The 19,389-nt window shown below is 39.5% G+C and carries 15 protein-coding genes; 13 read left to right on the top strand and 2 right to left on the bottom strand.

Annotated elements, in window-relative coordinates; translation table 11 throughout:
• Positions 1 to 15: 15 nt before the first annotated feature.
• Complete coding sequence (cls, locus tag ACH6EI_RS22695; RefSeq protein WP_051137078.1) at positions 16 to 1,209, bottom strand: cardiolipin synthase; 1,194 nt, start codon at positions 1,207 to 1,209, stop codon at positions 16 to 18.
• Between the two features lie 198 nt (positions 1,210 to 1,407).
• Between cls and ACH6EI_RS22690 the strand changes: the two genes are divergently transcribed.
• From ACH6EI_RS22690 to ACH6EI_RS22650, 9 genes are all read left to right on the top strand, one after another.
• Entirely contained in the window at positions 1,408 to 3,519 is a 2,112-nt protein-coding gene (locus ACH6EI_RS22690) for a (Fe-S)-binding protein (RefSeq protein ID WP_034263992.1), read from the top strand.
• Between the two features lie 104 nt (positions 3,520 to 3,623).
• Entirely contained in the window at positions 3,624 to 4,787 is a 1,164-nt protein-coding gene (locus ACH6EI_RS22685) for an acetyl-CoA C-acetyltransferase (RefSeq protein ID WP_028411968.1), read from the top strand.
• Positions 4,788 to 4,802: 15 nt separating this feature from the next.
• Positions 4,803 to 5,657: a 3-hydroxybutyryl-CoA dehydrogenase gene (locus ACH6EI_RS22680; RefSeq protein WP_028411969.1), complete on the top strand. Its 855-nt coding sequence runs from the start codon at positions 4,803 to 4,805 to the stop codon at positions 5,655 to 5,657.
• Between the two features lie 12 nt (positions 5,658 to 5,669).
• Positions 5,670 to 6,797: an acyl-CoA dehydrogenase gene (locus tag ACH6EI_RS22675; RefSeq protein WP_028411970.1), complete on the top strand. Its 1,128-nt coding sequence runs from the start codon at positions 5,670 to 5,672 to the stop codon at positions 6,795 to 6,797.
• A gap of 11 nt (positions 6,798 to 6,808) precedes the next feature.
• Entirely contained in the window at positions 6,809 to 7,942 is a 1,134-nt protein-coding gene (locus ACH6EI_RS22670; protein ID WP_013059833.1) for an acyl-CoA dehydrogenase, read from the top strand.
• Between the two features lie 27 nt (positions 7,943 to 7,969).
• On the top strand, positions 7,970 to 8,614 hold the full coding sequence (locus ACH6EI_RS22665) for a TetR/AcrR family transcriptional regulator (RefSeq protein WP_014457745.1): 645 nt from the start codon (positions 7,970 to 7,972) through the stop codon (positions 8,612 to 8,614).
• Entirely contained in the window at positions 8,611 to 11,853 is a 3,243-nt protein-coding gene (icmF, locus tag ACH6EI_RS22660; protein ID WP_098112253.1) for a fused isobutyryl-CoA mutase/GTPase IcmF, read from the top strand. The genes ACH6EI_RS22665 and icmF overlap by 4 nt, the downstream gene beginning before the upstream one ends.
• Before the next feature lie 349 nt (positions 11,854 to 12,202).
• Entirely contained in the window at positions 12,203 to 12,739 is a 537-nt protein-coding gene (rpoE, locus tag ACH6EI_RS22655; protein WP_033580392.1) for a DNA-directed RNA polymerase subunit delta, read from the top strand.
• 320 nt (positions 12,740 to 13,059) lie between these two features.
• Positions 13,060 to 14,667 (top strand): CTP synthase, encoded by a 1,608-nt coding sequence (locus ACH6EI_RS22650; RefSeq protein ID WP_033580393.1) that lies wholly within the window; start codon positions 13,060 to 13,062, stop codon positions 14,665 to 14,667.
• A 38-nt stretch (positions 14,668 to 14,705) separates the two neighbouring features.
• Here ACH6EI_RS22650 and ACH6EI_RS22645 read toward each other — a convergent pair whose 3' ends face one another.
• A complete protein-coding gene (locus ACH6EI_RS22645; RefSeq protein ID WP_033580394.1) occupies positions 14,706 to 15,236 on the bottom strand; it encodes a DUF2529 family protein in 531 nt (176 codons plus the stop codon).
• 237 nt (positions 15,237 to 15,473) lie between these two features.
• Between ACH6EI_RS22645 and ACH6EI_RS22640 the strand changes: the two genes are divergently transcribed.
• The 4 genes from ACH6EI_RS22640 (at position 15,474) to ACH6EI_RS22625 (ending at position 19,206) form a co-directional block, all read left to right on the top strand.
• Positions 15,474 to 15,848: a response regulator gene (locus tag ACH6EI_RS22640; RefSeq protein WP_087944205.1), complete on the top strand. Its 375-nt coding sequence runs from the start codon at positions 15,474 to 15,476 to the stop codon at positions 15,846 to 15,848.
• A gap of 224 nt (positions 15,849 to 16,072) precedes the next feature.
• Positions 16,073 to 16,930, top strand: a complete 858-nt coding sequence (locus ACH6EI_RS22635; protein ID WP_013059826.1) for a class II fructose-bisphosphate aldolase — start codon at positions 16,073 to 16,075, stop codon at positions 16,928 to 16,930.
• 137 nt (positions 16,931 to 17,067) lie between these two features.
• Positions 17,068 to 17,712 carry a fructose-6-phosphate aldolase gene (fsa, locus tag ACH6EI_RS22630; protein WP_013059825.1) on the top strand — a complete coding sequence of 215 codons (645 nt, stop codon included), beginning with the start codon at positions 17,068 to 17,070 and terminating at the stop codon, positions 17,710 to 17,712.
• Positions 17,713 to 17,919: 207 nt separating this feature from the next.
• Positions 17,920 to 19,206: a UDP-N-acetylglucosamine 1-carboxyvinyltransferase gene (locus ACH6EI_RS22625; protein WP_028411974.1), complete on the top strand. Its 1,287-nt coding sequence runs from the start codon at positions 17,920 to 17,922 to the stop codon at positions 19,204 to 19,206.
• The last annotated feature ends 183 nt before the right edge of the window (positions 19,207 to 19,389 follow it).

The raw sequence follows: 19,389 nt of genomic DNA, 5'->3' as shown, positions 1-19,389 counted from the left end.
TCCTCTTTTCGTTCATTAAAGTAACGGAGAAATAAAGGTTGCAAATCCTTGCTTTAGTTTTTCACTCCATTTTCGGTTTTTGACATCTTCTAAAGACAAAATTGGGCATTCCCCCATACAAGCTTTAAAGCTGTTCTTTACTTCTTCAATATACGTTGCATCATAGATTAAACAGTTGATTTCAGCATTTAAGAACAAGCTTCTTTTATCAAAATTAGCCGTTCCTACATCGCAGATAACATTGTCTGCAATTAATACTTTGGCATGGTAAAAACCGTAATAATATTGATAAATCATACAACCTGCTTGAAGTAATGTGGGAAGATAAGCAAACGCAGCATGATGAACAAGCGGTTGATCTGCACGCATTGGAATTAAAATATGAACTTTTACTCCCCGTGCACGAGCTTGGAGTAAAGCATTCATCAAAGGTTCACTTGGAATAAAATAAGGAGTACCTATGTACAATTCCCTATTGGCTTGGTTGATAATCGATAAAAAGCTTTCTTCAAGTGAAAAACCTTCAGTCGACTTTAGCTGAATAACATAGTCTCCTTCAGAGGTTGGTGGAAAGTATCTTTCCACTTTACGCAGGTCTAAGCCGGTAGCAGCATACCAGTCGCTCAATAGTTGCATTTGAAGGTCTTGTATACCTTCCCCTTCCATACGCAGGTGGTAATCTTTCCACACCCCAAGCTTGGCGTCGAGTCCTAAATATTCTCTTCCAATATTAAAACCGCCAATGTAGCCAACTTTCCCATCAATAACGGCCATTTTACGGTGATTGCGTGCGTTGAGTGTATAAAACAAATAAGGCCACCGTAGCGTTCGACTGTAAGCAAAATGAACACCTTGTTTCTTTAAGAATGCAATTTTGTTTTTCTTGATTTTATAGCTTCCTACACGGTCTACCAATAATCTGACTTCAACATTTTGCTGTGCTTTTTGGACTAGTAAATCTAAAAATTCTTGGCTAATTTCATCATTTTGTACAATGTAAAACGATAAATGGATAAATGAAGAGGCATTTTCTATTTCGTGAAATAAATCTTTATACAAGACATTCCCGTCTGCGAACAAAAAGAGAGAAGCACGGCGTTTTGGAAAAGTATTTTCAGCCTGGGAAAATACTTTCTTTCCAACACCAAGGTCAATTGCAAGCCAAGCAATAAAAATAATAAAAAGTAAAATCACAATCATGCCGCTCATCATGTCACCTCTTTTCCCGATGTAAATACATTTTATGTTGTTCTTAGTGTCACCTTGTTTAAATAGAATATGAACAAAAGAACGAAAAGATATTGACTGAATGCTCATTCATTATATACAATGAAAACAGATATATTATCAGAAAATTTAGTCGTCAGGAGGAAAGAAAGGTAACAAATTATTCAAGGAGGGGACGAGATGACAGGGTTGCTGTGGGTGAATTTTCTCTTTTTTATTATTGTAACCGCTTACGCTATCTCTTTGTTTGTATATTTAATTCGCACACGCATTGAGTACATTCAATTAGGAAAAAAAGTTGAATTTGATCAGCGGTTAAAAGAAAGGCTGCAAAAAATTTGGGTGAATGTGTTTGGACAAAAGAAACTGTTAAAAGATAAAAAAAGTGGAATTATGCACGTCATGTTTTTTTATGGGTTTATTTTAGTTCAGTTCGGCGCGTTAGACTTCATTATAAAAGGTTTGCTTCCAGGTAAACATTTGCCGCTTGGACCTTTATATCCCGGCTTTACATTTTTCCAAGAAATTGTGACGTTTTTGATTTTAGTAGCAGTTGTCTGGGCTTTTCACCGTCGCTATGTAGAAAAGCTTGTGCGTTTAAAAAGAGGATTTAAATCTGGTTTAGTACTGATTTTTATTGGAGCACTTATGCTGTCAGTGCTTGTTGGAAACGGCATGTCAATCATCTGGCATAATCATGAACCAGCATGGACAGAACCGATTGCGTCATCTATTGCCATCTTGTTTAAGGGAATCAATGATACTGCCGCTATCTCCATTTTTTATGTTTCATGGTGGATTCACTTAGCCGTGTTATTGACGTTTTTAGTATATGTTCCTCAATCAAAACATGCTCATTTACTGGCTGGACCGGCTAACGTATTTTTTAACCGTGTTTCTAAGCCAGGTAAGCTTGAAAAGATTGATTTTGAAGATGAGACGCAGGAGACGTTTGGGGTTGGTAAGATTGAAGAATTCACGCAGCATCAGCTCATTGATTTATATGCCTGTGTAGAATGCGGTCGATGTACGAATATGTGTCCGGCAACTGGTACGGGGAAAATTTTGTCTCCAATGGATTTAATTTTGAAGATGCGCGATCACTTAACAGAAAAAGGAGCGGTTGTGACATCTAAGGCTCCTTGGGTTCCTACGTATGCATTCTCTAAAACAAAAGGAAATCAGCTGGCGATGATGGCGGCCAGCCAAGGCGGAGCAGAAGCCGCAGCAACAGCGGAATATAATCCCGCCCTAATTGGAGATGTCATTACGGAAGAAGAAATTTGGGCATGTACAACGTGCCGAAACTGTGAAGATCAATGTCCCGTAATGAACGAGCATGTAGATAAGATCATAGATTTACGACGTTTTTTAGTATTAACCGAAGGAAAGATGGACGCGGATGCTCAGCGTGCCATGACGAATATTGAGCGTCAAGGAAACCCTTGGGGATTAAACCGAAAAGAGCGTGAAGAATGGCGACATGTAAGAGAAGATGTTCACATTCCGACTGTTAAAGAAGTAAGTAAAGCGGGTGAAACGTTTGAGTATTTGTTCTGGGTAGGTTCGATGGGATCTTATGATAACCGCAGTCAAAAAATCGCTCTATCGTTTGCTAAGCTTCTCAATGAAGCGGGTGTTTCATTTGCGATTTTAGGAAATAAAGAAAAAAATTCTGGTGATACGCCCCGCAGGTTGGGCAATGAATTTTTATTCCAAGAGTTAGCTTCTAAAAATATCGCTGAATTTGAAAAAAATGAAATCAAAAAAATTGTTACGATTGATCCACATGCTTACAATATCTTCAAAAATGAATATCCAGATTTCGGTTTTGAAGGAGAAGTGTATCATCACACAGAATTATTAGCTATGTTGGTGAAAGAAGGTAAGCTGACACCAAAACATGCGGTTAATGAAAAAATTACCTTCCATGATTCCTGTTATTTAGGAAGATATAACGAAGTATACAGTCCACCAAGAGAAATTTTGAAAGCGATTCCAGGTGTTAGTTTGATTGAAATGGATCGCAACCGTGAAAATGGTATGTGCTGTGGAGCAGGAGGAGGGTTAATGTGGACGGAAGAAACGACCGGCCAGCGCATTAACGTAGCGCGCACGGAACAAGCCTTAGCCGTTAATCCAAGCATTATCAGTTCAGGTTGTCCGTACTGCTTAACGATGCTAAGTGACGGAACAAAAGCAAAAGAAGTAGAAGAAAAGGTTCATACGTATGACGTAGCAGAACTGCTTGAAAAGTCAATTTATGGTGACGTGCAAGAACAGGTTTCATAAAGGAGAAGTAGAGATGGTATTCATCTCTACTTTTTAAAGAAAAGAAATTGAGCAAGCGTTCAATCGGCAAGGACAAAGAGTAGGAAAAAGGGGAGGAAACAATAGTGGGGAAAACAGTTATTGTGAGTGCAGTTCGAACACCTTTTGGAAAATTAGGTGGCAGCGTAAGCGGACTAAAAGCGGCAGAACTAGGGGGGAGAGCGATTCAAGCAGCATCAAAGGGACGTACAGAAATTGATTCCGTTATTATGGGGTGCGTGCTGCAAGGGGGCCAAGGACAGCTACCTTCTAGGCAAGCCATGCATTATGCAGGTTTACCGTGGCAAGTAGAGACGGAAACCATTAATAAAGTTTGTGCATCGGGTATGCGCAGTATTACAACTGCTGATCAGCTGATTCGATTAGGAGAAGCAAAAACAATCATTGCAGGTGGAATGGAATCGATGAGTAACGCGCCGTATCTTCTTCCAAAAGCAAGATGGGGATTCCGGATGGGAGATAGCGTGGTGACGGATTTGATGGTTCATGACGGTTTGACATGCAGCTTTACAGGGGTGCAAATGGGTACGTATGGAAATCAAATAGCTTCTGAAATGAATATTTCCCGAGAAAAGCAGGATGAATGGGCGCTTCGCAGTCATCAATTAGCGGTAGAGTCAGAAGAAAAAGGGAGATGGGATGCAGAAAGAATTTCAGTTGATATTCCGTCTAAAAAAGGAACGATAACGGTTCAAAAAGATGAAGGACCAAGAAAAGATACGTCGTTAGAAAAACTCTCGTCTCTTCGGCCTGTATTTGGCCACAGTGGAACCATTACAGCAGGAAATGCACCTAGCGTGAATGACGGAGCAGCTGCGCTCATGCTAATGGATGAAGATGTGGCGAAAGCAAATGGCTATGAGCCGTTGGCTACGATTATAAACCATACTTCTCTTGCGATGGAGCCAAGGGAATTTCCGAAAACGCCTGGGTTTGCTATTAACAAGCTACTGCAAAAAACAAAGAAGACAGTAGACGATATTGCGCTGTTTGAAATCAATGAAGCTTTTTCAGCAGTAGCATTAATGAGTATGGAGATTGCAGGGCTTCCGGCTGAAAGAGTAAATGTGAACGGCGGGGCAGTGGCACTTGGACATCCGATTGGAGCAAGCGGCGCCCGTATTGTTGTAACGCTCATTCATGAATTAAGACGACGAGGCGGCGGACTAGGCATTGCTTCTATTTGCAGCGGCGGCGGCCAAGGTGATGCCATCATGGTAGAAGTGTAAAAGGGGGAAATCAACTTGAATATTGAAACAGTTATGGTTATTGGAGCAGGTCAGATGGGAGCAGGCATTGCGCAAGTATTTGCTGCGAACGGATATCAAGTTTCTTTGTATGACGTTGATCAAAAAAATACACAAAAAGGAATAGAAGGTATTGATAAACGTCTGAAAAAACAGGTGGAAAAAGGTTCTCTCTCAGCTAAGGAATATGAAGGGATTATGGAGCGCCTTCACTTGGCAAATGAAATAACAGCAGCACAAAAAGCAGATTTAATCGTCGAAGCGGTTGTGGAAAAGATGGAAGTCAAGCAAGCCATTTTTGCGGAGTTGGATTCGTTAGCCCCGAGTCATACTATTTTAGCAACCAACACGTCTTCGCTTCCTATTACTGAAATTGCAGCTGTGACCACTCGACCTGAAAAAGTAATTGGCATGCACTTTATGAATCCTGTTCCCGTGATGAAGCTCGTTGAAATTATTAGAGGGCTGGCTACTGCTGATGAAGTGTATCAAGCAGTCTATGAAACAACAAAAAAATTAAATAAAACCCCGGTGGAAGTTCATGATTTTCCAGGGTTTGTTTCAAATCGAATTTTAATGCCAATGATTAACGAAGCTGTGTTTACGCTCTATGAAGGTGTAGCAAACGAAGAGGATATTGATCAAGTGATGAAACTAGGAATGAACCATCCAATGGGACCTTTGACATTAGCAGATTTCATCGGCCTCGATACATGTTTGTTTATTATGGAAACGCTCCATAAAGGGTTTGGTGATGACAAATATCGTCCTTGTCCATTGCTTAGGAAATATGTAAAGGCAGGATGGCTTGGTCGAAAAACAGGAAAAGGATTTTTTACGTACGAAACATAAAGGAGTGGCAAAATGATCTTTTTTACGTCTGAACAACACATGATTAAAAAGATGGTAGCTGATTTTAGTGAAAAAGAAGTCGCTGCGGCTGTGCCAAACATGGAGAAGGGTGAATTTCCTCGAGGTTTATTAAAGCAGATGGCTGATCTTGGCCTGATGGGCATTCCCGTTCCTCAAACATACGGAGGAGGTGGACTGGACTTTGTGTCATACATGATTGCCATCCACGAAATATCAAAAGTAAGTCCAGCCCTCGGCGTCATTTTGTCTGTTCATACTTCTGTAGGTACGAATCCTATTGTCGTATTTGGGACGGAAGATCAAAAACAAAAGTATGTAAAAAAACTTGCGACAGGTGAATATTTAGGTGCTTTTTGCCTAACAGAACCTAGTGCAGGGTCTGATGCCGCAAGCCTAAAAACAAAAGCAGAACGAAAAGGAGACCACTATCTTTTAAATGGGTCAAAGCTTTTCATTACAAACGGGGGAGAAGCGGATACATATATTGTATTTGCTAAAACGAATCCCGAACGCGGGTCGAGAGGGATGAGCGCCTTTATCGTTGAAAAGACGATGGAGGGATTTTCAGTAGGAAAAGATGAACATAAAATGGGTCTTCACGGTTCTCGAACGGTTCAACTGCACTTTGAAAATATGCAGGTGCCTGTAGAAAATCGTCTCGGAGAAGAAGGTGAAGGATTTCGAATTGCTATGGCTAATTTAAATGCTGGAAGAATTGGTATTGCTGCTCAGGCGGTAGGAATTGCTGAAGGTGCGTTAACGGCAGCCAAAAACTATGCAAATGAACGATATCAATTTGGAAAGCCGATTTTATCTCAGCAGGGAATTGCCTTTAAACTGGCTGATATGGAAACGGCTGTTGAATCAGCGAAGCTTTTAATGTACAGAGCCGCTTTTTTATATGATCAAAAACTTCCTTGCAAAAAAGAAGCCTCAATGGCGAAATTGTTTGCTTCCCAGACGGCTATGAATGTAGCAATCGATGCGATTCAAGTTTTGGGAGGCTATGGTTATATGAAAGATTATCCAGTAGAGAGGTATTTTCGTGACGCCAAAGTGTGCGAAATCTACGAAGGTACAAGCGAAATTCAGCGCATTGTCATTAGCAGTCAACTATAGGGGGAATAATCATGTTTTTTAAACTTTCAGAAGAGCACGAAATGATTCGAAAAATGGTGCGAGACTTTGCCAAAAACGAAGTGGCTCCGACAGCTGCACAACGAGATGAAGAAGAGCGTTTTGACAGAGGAATCTTTACACAAATGGCTGATCTAGGATTAACAGGTATTCCATGGCCAGAGCAATACGGAGGAATCGGCAGTGACTATCTAGCTTATTGCATTGCCGTTGAAGAACTATCTAGAGTATGTGCATCAACAGGCGTTACGTTGTCGGCTCATACTTCTCTTGCCGGCTGGCCAATCTATACATTCGGAACAGAAGAACAAAAACAAAAATACCTGAAACCTATGGCAACGGGTGAGAAAATAGGTGCTTATGGGTTAACGGAACCGAGTGCTGGATCAGACGCAGGAGGAATGAGAACGCTCGCTGTAAAGGACGGAGAAGATTATATTTTAAATGGTTCTAAAATCTTTATTACAAACGGCGGCGAAGCGGATATTTACGTCGTATTTGCTCGCATCGATCCTAATGAAAAACGCACGAGCGCTTTTATTATTGAAAAAGATATGCCGGGATTTTCAGTTGGTAAAAAAGAAAAGAAACTGGGCATTCGCTCCTCACCTACCACAGAAATTATTTTCGAGGATTGCCGTGTTCCAAAAGAAAATTTGCTAGGAAATGAAGGAGAAGGATTTAAAGTTGCCATGATGACGCTAGATGGCGGCCGAAATGGTATTGCAGCGCAGGCGGTAGGAATTGCTCAAGGAGCGTTAGATGCGGCGGTGGCTTATGCAAAGGAACGTCAGCAATTTGGAAAGCCCATTATTTCTCAGCAAGGAATTGCGTTTAAGTTAGCCGACATGGCCACGAGTATAGAAGCTGCCAGACTGTTAACCTATCAAGCTGCTTGGCTCGAGTCTCAAGGGCTGCCATACGGCAAAGAATCAGCCATGTCAAAATTATATGCTGGGGATACAGCAATGAAAGTAACGACAGAAGCTGTTCAAGTATTTGGAGGGTACGGTTATACAAAAGATTATCCAGTAGAACGTTTTATGAGAGATGCAAAAATCACGCAAATTTATGAGGGTACACAAGAAATTCAGCGTCTCGTCATTTCTAGGTATCTTGCTAAATAAAACACTTGTTGTAGGAGAGGTGAAAAAATGAAAAAGAGAGAAGTTCTCACATCCATTAAAGATGAAAAGCTGATTGTAGAGCGTCGTAATCAAATGATTAAAGGGGCCGTCACGCTATTTAAGGAAAAAGGTTTTCACCGAACAACAACAAGGGAAATTGCCAAAGCCGCTGGGTTCAGTATCGGTACACTTTACGAATATATTCAATCTAAAGAAGATGTTTTATATCTTGTATGTGACAACATTTACGACGAAGTGAGAGAGCGATTAGAAGAGATGGTAGTGGATCGTTATACAATCGCTGAGCTTCAACAAGCGATTCAACACTATTTTAAAGTTGTAGATGAGCTTCAAGATGAAGTATTAGTTATGTACCAAGAAGCGAAATCGCTGTCTAAAGATGCGCTTCCATATGTATTAAAAAAAGAGCTGGATATGGTTGAAATGTTTAAGGTTATTATCGAAGGCTGCGTAGAAAACAATCAATTTGCACTTACGGATAAAGAAATTTCGCTGTTTGCTCATCATTTATTTGTTCAAGGTCAGATGTGGGCATTTCGCAGATGGTGGCTGCAAAAGCATTATTCACTAGAAGAATATACAAATATGCAGTTGGATTTTTTACTTAAAAATTTTTCATTTCAACAACTGTGTGAGGGGGAGACAGTTTGAATACAAGCAAAAGACCGCTTCGTTTTTTAACCGCTTCTAGCCTGTTTGACGGCCACGATGCGTCTATTAATATTATGAGACGGATTCTTCAAGCCAAGGGGGTAGAAGTCATTCATCTGGGGCATAACCGATCTGTTGAAGAAATTGTTAACGCTTCCATACAAGAGGATGTTCAGGGGATCGCCATTTCTTCTTACCAAGGCGGCCATGTAGAATATTTTAAGTATATGTACGATTTACTCCAAGAACAACAGGCTTCTCATATTAAAATTTATGGCGGCGGCGGCGGGGTAATTATTCCGAGTGAGATTCAAGAGCTTCATGATTACGGCATCTCTAAAATCTTTTCTCCGGAAGATGGACGAAAAATGGGGTTAGAAGGCATGATTCAATTCATGATCGATGATTGTTATTACACAAATCCCCCTGCACTGCCGAATGATCGAACCTTAACGCCGGCTAATGACCGTTTAATTGCCCAGCTTATTACATGTGCTGAAAATGAAGCCTATGAATACACAAAAGAGCATGCAGCCGCTCTTGAAGAAATACGAGAAAGTGTAATCGACAGCGAGACAGATCAAAAAATACCGGTTATTGGAATCACAGGAACAGGAGGAGCGGGGAAAAGTTCGCTTACGGATGAATTAGTAAGAAGGTTTATTGAACATATTCCAGATATTCATGTAGCTGTTTTATCCGTTGATCCAACTAAACAAAAGACCGGAGGAGCGCTTCTTGGGGATCGAATTCGCATGAACATCGCAGCGTCTCCTCGTGTGTATATGAGAAGTTTGGCCACGCGTTCATCTGGACATGAGCTATCGGCGGCCATTCGAGATGGAATTGCCGTCGTGAAAAAAGCGGGCTTCGACATTATCATTGTCGAAACAAGCGGCATCGGGCAAGCTGATGCTCAAGTTAAAGATATTGCAAACGTCTCTCTTTATGTCATGACAAGCGAATTTGGCGCGCCGTCGCAGTTAGAAAAGATTGAAATGATTGATTACGCAGACTTTATTGTCATCAATAAATTTGAAAAAAAAGGTTCCGAAGACGCAAAAAAACAAGTGCAGCGTCAATATCAGCGCAATCATCAGCTGTTTGAAAATAGTCTCTCTACGATGCCAATTTACGGAACAATCGCGAGTCAGTTCAACGACGGGGGAACAAATATTTTATTTGAAGATCTTGTAAATCATCTGTATCAAACATACCGTACGTCTTGGCACGTAGAAAAATCATCAGAGCGCGTAAGTGAAAAGAAATATACCATCATTCCTAATGATCAACAGCAATATTTACAGGAGATTGTAAACAGCGTTCGCTCTTATCACCGCAATACGGACGTTCAAGCGCAAACAGCGCGTAAATTTTATCAGCTAGAGGGTGCTCTCGAAGAAGTGGAAACAGAAACAGCCAAGCAAGAGCTCACTCAGCTAAAGGAGAAATATCAAAAACAGCTAACGGCCGAATCGATTGAAAAGCTGGAAAACTGGCCTAAATTAAAAAGTCAGTATCGGCAAGAAGAACTTATTACAAAGGTAAGAAATAAAGAAATTAAAACGTCTTTGCAAGTTGATACGCTATCAGGACTGCGTATTCCGCGCGTGGCCCTTCCAAAGGTTGATGAATACGGGGAAGTTCTTCGTTTTCTTTATAAAGAAAACGTGCCAGGTGCATTTCCATACACAGCAGGTGTTTTTCCGTTCAAACGAAAAGGTGAAGATCCTAAGCGTCAATTCGCAGGTGAAGGAACACCAGAACGAACCAATCGCCGCTTTCACTATTTGTCAAAAGATGATGAGGCCAAGCGTTTAAGTACAGCGTTTGATTCTGTAACGCTTTATGGAGAAAATCCGGATCCAAGGCCGGATATCTTCGGGAAAATTGGCGAAAGCGGCGTAAATGTCTGTACGCTTGATGATATGAAACTTTTGTATAAGGGATTTGATCTTTGCCATCCTTCGACTTCCGTTTCGATGACGATTAATGGGCCGGCTCCGATATTATTAGCTATGTTTATGAATACAGCTATCAGCCAGCAGGTAGAAAAGAAAGAAGAAGAATTAAAGCGTCCTTTAACGGAACAGGAATACGAGGAAGTAAAATCGGGTACGTTGAAACAAGTAAGAGGAACCGTTCAAGCGGATATTTTAAAAGAAGATCAAGGCCAAAATACGTGTATTTTTTCCACAGAATTTGCGTTAAAAATGATGGGAGATATTCAGCAGTACTTTATTGACGAGAAAGTGCGCAACTATTATTCTGTGTCTATTTCAGGCTATCATATTGCTGAAGCAGGGGCGAATCCAATTTCTCAGCTCGCGTTTACATTAGCCAACGGTTTTACGTACGTGGAATATTACTTAAGCCGAGGGATGCATATTGATGATTTTGCTCCTAATTTATCGTTTTTCTTTAGTAATGGACTTGACCCTGAATACACGGTTATTGGACGTGTGGCAAGAAGAATATGGGCAATTGTGATGCGTGATAAATACGGCGCAAATGAACGCAGTCAAAAGCTTAAGTATCATATTCAAACATCCGGCCGATCGCTTCATGCACAGGAAATTAATTTTAATGATATACGTACGACGCTCCAAGCCTTAATGGCTCTTCATGACAACTGCAACTCTCTTCATACCAATGCGTATGATGAAGCAATTACAACACCGACAGAGGAATCTGTACGTAGAGCGATGGCCATTCAACTAATCATTACAAAAGAGCATGGACTCACTAAGAATGAAAATCCATTACAGGGCTCTTTTATTATTGATGAACTAACAGACTTGGTAGAAGAAGCGGTATTGGCTGAATTTCAACGCTTAAATGATCGAGGCGGCGTTTTAGGTGCGATGGAAATGCAGTATCAGCGAGGTAAGATTCAAGATGAATCCATGGAATACGAGATGCAAAAACATACGGGAGCTTTACCTATTATAGGAGTAAATACGTATATTAATCCAAATGAAGAGGAAAGTTCCTCAGTTGATGACATGCAGTTAGCCCGCGCATCAAAAGAAGAAAAAAATCATCAAATTAATCAGCTTCAGAAGTTTCAACAGCAGCATGAAGAAAAAAGAGAAGACGCGCTGAAAAGGTTAAAGAAAGCTGCAACAGAAGGAGAGAACATTTTCAAAGAGTTAATGGAGACTGTTAAAGTAGCCAGCTTAGGAGAAATTACGCGAGCTTTATATGAATGCGGTGGGCAATATCGTCGAAATATGTAATAATGTATCGTTAGTATATAGTGATATATTAAAAGCCGCGATGACTATTTTTGGTCATCGCGGCTTTTATAGACTTAACCCTAACGGACTCAGAATAACTGATGGTGAATTCCTTTTGGTCAAAGGATACTGTTGGTGTATCAAGTAGAATGTATTATAGTAATAAAATGTCTATTTTTTCGTTGTTTTATGCGAAATTCTCGAGAATTTTAGAAACGAGGCTAGCATAAATGTATTGAATTTGTTTATAATGAATGGTATGTATTTATTCGTTTCCATCATTTACACATATGATGAATTGATTTAATAGATTTTCGATATACATAGCCATAGAAAGGATGTGCCAGATTTGAGTTTAGCACAGTACTCAAAAACGGATTTAAAAGAAATGTCGATGATTGAGATTGCTTACGCGCTTCTAGAAGAAAAAACAGATCGTCAAGCAATGTCATTCCAAGAAATTATTGCTGAAATTAAAGCAGCAGCGGAAATGTCAGATCAAGAATTAAAAACGAGATTAGCTCAGTTTTATACAGATATTAATATTGATGGTCGCTTTTTAACAGTAGGGGACAACCATTGGGGTCTTCGTGGATGGTATCCTTTTGACCAGGCTGAAGAAGAAGTTATTCCGGTGGCAAAACCTAAAAAGAAAAAAGCGAAAAAAGCTGTTGTTGAAGAAGTTGAAGACTTTGATGATCTAGAAGAAGATTTAGATTATGAAGATGTTGACGATCTAGACGAAGAAGAAGATTTTGAAGACATCGACGAGCTAGAAGAAGATGAAGATGATCTTGCAGAAGACGATTTTGACGATTTAGAAGATGATCTAGACGATGATGAGGAAGATGAAGAAGACGATTATGAGGACGAAAAAGAAAAATAATCCTTCTTGACTTTTTCAAGCGAAGTAGGTAGAATCTTTTTTGGGCTCTTTAAACAAGCATTTAAAAAGTTTTTATTTAAAATAGACTATTGCTCCCAATCCAGTTTTGGTATTGGGAGCAATTTTTTTATTTTATTTATCAATGTTTTACACCCCGATATGTTCTTATAAATCCTTGATAGAAACTTTCTTTTGGTTCTTGAACGTTTCACATTCATAAGGTTTCTTATAATTTCGCATGCACAATGAATGAATTGTGATTGTTTATGTGAAAACTTTTAATATTGTACAGTTCAAATTATTTAGAGGGGGAAGTATAGATGACAAAGTATATTTTCGTAACAGGCGGTGTTGTATCATCTCTAGGAAAAGGGATTACAGCAGCTTCTTTAGGCCGTTTATTAAAAAACCGTGGGTTGAACGTAACGATTCAAAAGTTTGATCCATACATTAACGTAGACCCAGGAACAATGAGTCCATACCAACACGGTGAGGTATTCGTAACAGATGACGGCGCGGAAACAGACTTAGACTTAGGTCACTATGAGCGTTTTATCGATATCAACTTAAATCGCTACAGCAATGTAACAACAGGTAAAGTATATTCAACAGTATTGAAAAAAGAGCGTCGCGGTGATTATTTAGGCGGAACAGTTCAGGTTATTCCGCACATCACAAATGAAATTAAAGAACGCGTTTTCCGTGCAGGCAAAGAAACAAACGCAGATGTTGTTATTACTGAAATCGGCGGAACGGTAGGAGATATTGAATCACTTCCTTTCCTAGAGGCTATTCGTCAAATCAAAAGCGATATTGGCCGTGACAACGTTATGTATATTCACTGTACACTTGTGCCATATTTAAAAGCGGCTGGTGAAATGAAAACAAAACCAACACAGCATAGTGTAAAAGAATTACGTAGCTTAGGTATTCAGCCAAACGTGATTGTTGTTCGTACAGAAATGCCAATTTCTGAAGATATGAAAGATAAGCTAGCTTTATTCTGCGACATTGATCCAAAAGCAGTTATTGAGTGTGCAGACGCTGAAACATTATATGAAATTCCACTATCTCTACAAGAGCAGCACTTAGATCAAATCACATGCGATCACTTGAAATTAGATTGCAAAGAGGCAGAAATGACTGAGTGGAAAGCACTTGTTGAGAAAGTAAAAGGACTTTCAAACACAACAAAAATTGCATTAGTTGGTAAGTATGTAGAGCTTCAAGATGCTTATATTTCTGTTGTAGAAGCAATGAAACATGCTGGATATGCATTCGATGCAGATGTAAATATCAAGTGGGTAAATTCTGAATTTGTAACAAAAGAAAATGTTCAAGATTTACTTGGTGATGTAGACGGTATCTTAGTTCCAGGTGGATTTGGGGATCGTGGAATCGAAGGTAAAATTGTGGCAACACAATATGCACGTGAGCAAAAAGTTCCATTCTTAGGTATTTGTTTAGGTATGCAGCTAGCATCAGTTGAGTTTGCACGCAATGTATTAGGATTAGAAGGCGCACATTCAGCAGAAATTGCACCTGAAACAAATTATCCAATTATCGACTTATTACCGGAACAAAAAGACGTAGAAGACTTAGGTGGTACATTACGCTTAGGATTATATCCTTGTAAATTGTCTGAAGATACGCTTGCATATGAAGCATATCAAGATGAAGTGGTGTATGAGCGTCATCGTCACCGCTATGAATTTAACAACGAATATCGCCAGCAAATGGAAGAGAAAGGCTTTATCTTCTCTGGTACAAGCCCGGATGGCCGTTTAGTTGAAATTGTAGAGCTTAAAGACCACCCATGGTTCTTGGCTTCACAATTCCACCCAGAATTCACGTCTCGTCCAACAAGACCGCAACCATTGTTCAAAGAATTTATTCGCGCATCAATGGAGTCAGGCCAAAACAAATAAGTGAAATAAAAACACGCTGTCTTTAGACAGCGTGTTTTTTATTCATATTCTTCTACGATTTCTTTTAATGTAAAAATTAAACCGTAGTACGCGTATAAAGCGACCATCATTGCTGGAAAACCAAATCTTGAGCCGTCTTCTCCAGGAATAAGGGGCTTTAACAATTTTGTATCAATATGAGCATCTGCGAGTGCTGTTAAAGAAGGTTCGGTTATTTCTTTAGGGACAGCAGCAATGCTGACAAATGGAATATCGCGTTTCTTTAAACGTTCAGCTATTTCCACAGCTTTGTGATCTGTTGAAAATCGAGAGACAAGCAGTACGCGATCGACGCTAGTCAGCTGATCCAATTCATGTAAAGGCAAAGGTTTTGCCTGACTTAAAGGTTCTGCACTGCTTAGTGCTTCTAGTGTAACGGCATGCATTTCTTCTACACCATAAATATAGATAAATCCTTCTCCGACAGAGGCCTGTGCTAAAATACGCGCGGCATCTTCAAATTGGAATTCTTCTTGTTCTTCAATTCGTTTAAAAAAACCTGAAAGTTGAGTTGTGAAAATTTTAAGCATAGAATCTCCCTTCGATTTAAGCGGCTAAAGCCGTCTATCTACACATTATAACGAAAAAAGCTATCTGTATTCTATCTTGAAATGAGCTACAATGAAAGTAAAGTGCAATGAAGTTAGATGGATGACAAAAAAAGCTATGTTTTGTAACAATTTCTCTAATTAGCAGGGATTTTTGTTTTAAAGGCGAAATACATATGTTAGTTTTGTCTGTAGAAGAGGAATATAAAAGGTGGGATTATATTGGCAGAGAAAATTTTAATTGTTGATGATCAGTATGGTATACGTATTTTATTAACGGAAGTGCTGCAAAAAGAAGGCTATACGACATTTCAAGCGGCGAACGGCTTCCAGGCGATTGATATTACAAAAGAGCAAGCACCGGATCTTGTCTTATTAGATATGAAAATTCCAGGAATGGATGGAATCGAAATTTTAAAAAGGTTAAAGCAGCACGATGAAACGATTAAAGTCATCATTATGACCGCTTATGGTGAATTGGATATGATTCAAGAAGCAAAAGATCTAGGAGCGTTAACTCACTTTGCAAAACCTTTTGATATTGATGAAATCCGTAAAGTTGTTAGGGAATATATACCAGTAAAGTCGAATTAAGGTTTTGGTAGGGTTTTCATACTAACAAATTTTGAATATCAGCCTAAAAATGTTGCTGTTTTCATTGTTAGTTGGTATCCTAATTACTGTATTCATAATTCGACAATCTATTATGTAAAGATGCGCGTTGTTTCTACATGAAACACTCAATTCAAGAGCATACTATTTGAGTGTGCCTTTTGGTTAGCATCTAATCTAAGGTTGATTTTAAGGAGGATTTCAATATGCCTTTAGTATCAATGAAAGAAATGCTTATTACAGCAAAAGAACAAGGCTATGCAGTAGGTCAATTTAACTTAAATAACTTAGAGTTTACTCAAGCTATTCTTCAAGCAGCAAAAGAAGAAAACTCTCCAGTTATTCTTGGTGTATCTGAAGGTGCAGCACGCTACATGGGCGGTTTCAAAACTGTTGTAGCAATGGTTGAAGCTCTAATCGAAGATTACGACGTTCAAGTACCAGTTGCAATTCACTTAGACCACGGTTCAAGCTTTGAATCATGTGCAAAAGCAATCCATGCTGGATTCACTTCTGTAATGATCGATGCTTCTCACCACCCATTTGAAGAAAACATTGCAATTACTTCTAAAGTAGTTGAACTAGCTCACTTCCACGGAGTATCTGTAGAAGCAGAACTAGGAACTGTTGGTGGACAAGAAGACGACGTTATTGCTGAGGGTGTTATCTATGCAGATGCTAACGAGTGTGAAGAACTTGTTAACCGTACAGGTATCGATTGCTTAGCTCCAGCATTAGGATCAGTTCACGGACCATACAAAGGTGAACCAAACCTAGGTTTTGCTGAAATGAAAGAAATCGGAGATCGTACAGGCTTACCATTAGTTCTACACGGTGGAACTGGTATTCCAACAAAAGATATCCAAAAATCAGTTTCTTTAGGTACTGCTAAAATCAACGTAAACACTGAAAACCAAATTGCTTCAGCTAAAGCTGTTCGTGAAGTATTAGCTGCGCAACCTGAACAATATGATCCACGTAAATACTTAGGACCTGCTCGCGAAGCAATCAAAGAAACGGTTCAAGGTAAAATGCGTGAATTCGGTTCTTCTAACAAAGCATAATTTGAAATCTTCGGATGGCCTGTTTGCAGTTAGTTGAGTCTGAAAAATAAAACCGTCTTATTTTTATTGTAAGGCGGTTTTATTTTTACTATAATTTTCTTATCATTCTGAATACATAACACAGGGGGATGGCATTCATGAAGTTTTTTATTGATACGGCTAATTTAGACGAGATTAAGGAAGCGCATTCATTAGGTTTGTTAGCGGGGGTTACAACAAATCCTAGTTTAGTAGCTAAAGAGAACATCACGTTTGAAGATCGTCTTCGTGAAATTACAGAGTTCGTTGAAGGATCTGTAAGTGCAGAAGTGATTGCGCTTGATGCAGAAGGCATGATTCGCGAAGGAAAAGAGCTTGCTGCGATTGCGCCGAATATTACAATCAAGGTACCGATGACTCCAGATGGCTTAAAAGCAGTAAAAGAATTTACTAGTTTAGGTATTAAGACAAACGTTACGCTTATTTTCTCAGCTAACCAAGCGTTAATGGCAGCAAGAGCAGGTGCTACTTACGTATCGCCTTTCTTGGGAAGGTTAGACGATATTGGTTTTAATGGCCTCGATTTAATCTCAGATATTGCAGATATTTTTGCAATTCATGACATTCCATCCGAAATTATTGCAGCATCTATTCGTCATCCGATGCACGTAACAGAAGCTGCAAAAAATGGAGCACATATTGCGACAATTCCTTACAAAGTTTTAATGCAATTGTTCAAACATCCGTTAACAAATGCAGGAATTGACCAATTTTTAGCAGATTGGGAAAAACGAAATGTCTAAACATGTATAAATTTGTGTGGCATTTACCATCCTGACAGGTGAATGCCATATTTTTCTTTTATCTTGTCGAAACTATACATGATTTTTTCATTTTCGTGTACACTAGTAGGTAATAGGAAAAATAACCATTCTTTTAGGTATTCTTTGTACCAAAATTTTCCTCAATTACTAGGTGAGAAACTTTCTTTCACTAGAAGGGAGCTATAAATGGAAAAGTTAAAAATACAAGGTGGCTTTACCTTAAGTGGATCCGTCCGCGTCAGTGGTGCTAAAAATAGTGCCGTTGCGCTTATTCCAGCAACAATTTTAGCCGAGTCACCTGTTACAATTGAAGGTCTGCCTGATATTTCAGACGTGCAGTTATTAGGGGATTTAGTTGAAGAAATTGGTGGGAAAGTAACCATTGATAACGACGAATTAACAGTAGATCCATCCGGAATGGTTGCAATGCCTTTACCGAACGGAAAAGTAAAAAAATTACGCGCTTCTTATTATTTAATGGGGGCGATGTTGGGACGCTTTAAAAAAGCGGTAGTTGGTCTTCCAGGAGGCTGTTACCTTGGTCCAAGACCAATCGATCAGCACATTAAAGGCTTTGAAGCTCTTGGTGCGAAAGTAACAAATGAGCAAGGAGCTATTTACATTCGAGCTGATGAACTGATTGGTGCTCGAATTTATTTAGACGTTGTGAGCGTAGGAGCAACAATCAATATCATGCTAGCTGCTGTGAGAGCAAAAGGGCGTACCGTTATCGAGAATGCTGCTAAAGAGCCTGAAATTATCGATGTAGCTACGTTACTGACAAGTATGGGTGCCCGTATTAAAGGTGCAGGGACGGACGTTATTCGAATTGATGGCGTAGATCAATTAAAAGGATGCCGTCATTCCATCATTCCAGACCGAATTGAAGCAGGCACGTATATGATTATGGGAGCGAGTATGGGAAAAGAAGTTGTTGTTGACAACGTTATCCCTCAGCACCTAGAGTCATTAACGGCTAAAATGCGGGAAATGGGTATTCATATCGAAACAAGCTCAGATCAGATTCTCGTAGCGACTCGTCAGCTGTTGAAGCCCGTAGATATTAAAACGTTAGTATATCCAGGTTTTCCAACTGATTTACAGCAGCCATTCACGACGCTTCTAACAAGAGCATCAGGTACAAGCGTTGTGACAGATACAATTTACGGTGCAAGGTTTAAGCATATTGACGAGCTGAGACGAATGAATGCATCTGTTAAGGTAGAAGGACGTTCAGCTATTATTAATGGTCCCATTCACTTACAAGGTGCACGTGTGAAAGCGTCGGACTTACGAGCAGGAGCAGCCCTTGTAACCGCAGGCTTAATGGCCAAAGGGATTACAGAAGTAACGGGTTTAGAGCACATTGACCGAGGTTACAGCCATTTAGTAGACAAGCTATCGGATTTAGGGGCAATGATTTGGCGTGAAGAGATGACTCAAGAAGAAATTGAACAATTTCAAAATTCATAGAGGCAAATTGCACAACAGTCAGGAAAGCAAATTCTAGAAATGAGCCGTTAAATAAGCTACACAGGTGTAGGAACGTTCTTCTATGTCTGTGTAGCTTATATATTTATGAATAGGGTAAATAGATAAAAAGGGGAAGCTAAAAGATAAATTTCACTTCTTATTTTAACGTCCAGTTTATTTCCT

The sequence above is a fragment of the Priestia sp. JSM ZJ58 genome, from assembly GCF_044383985.1.
GTDB lineage: Bacteria > Bacillota > Bacilli > Bacillales > Bacillaceae_H > Priestia > Priestia zanthoxyli.
This window is presented reverse-complemented; position numbering and strand designations above follow the sequence as displayed.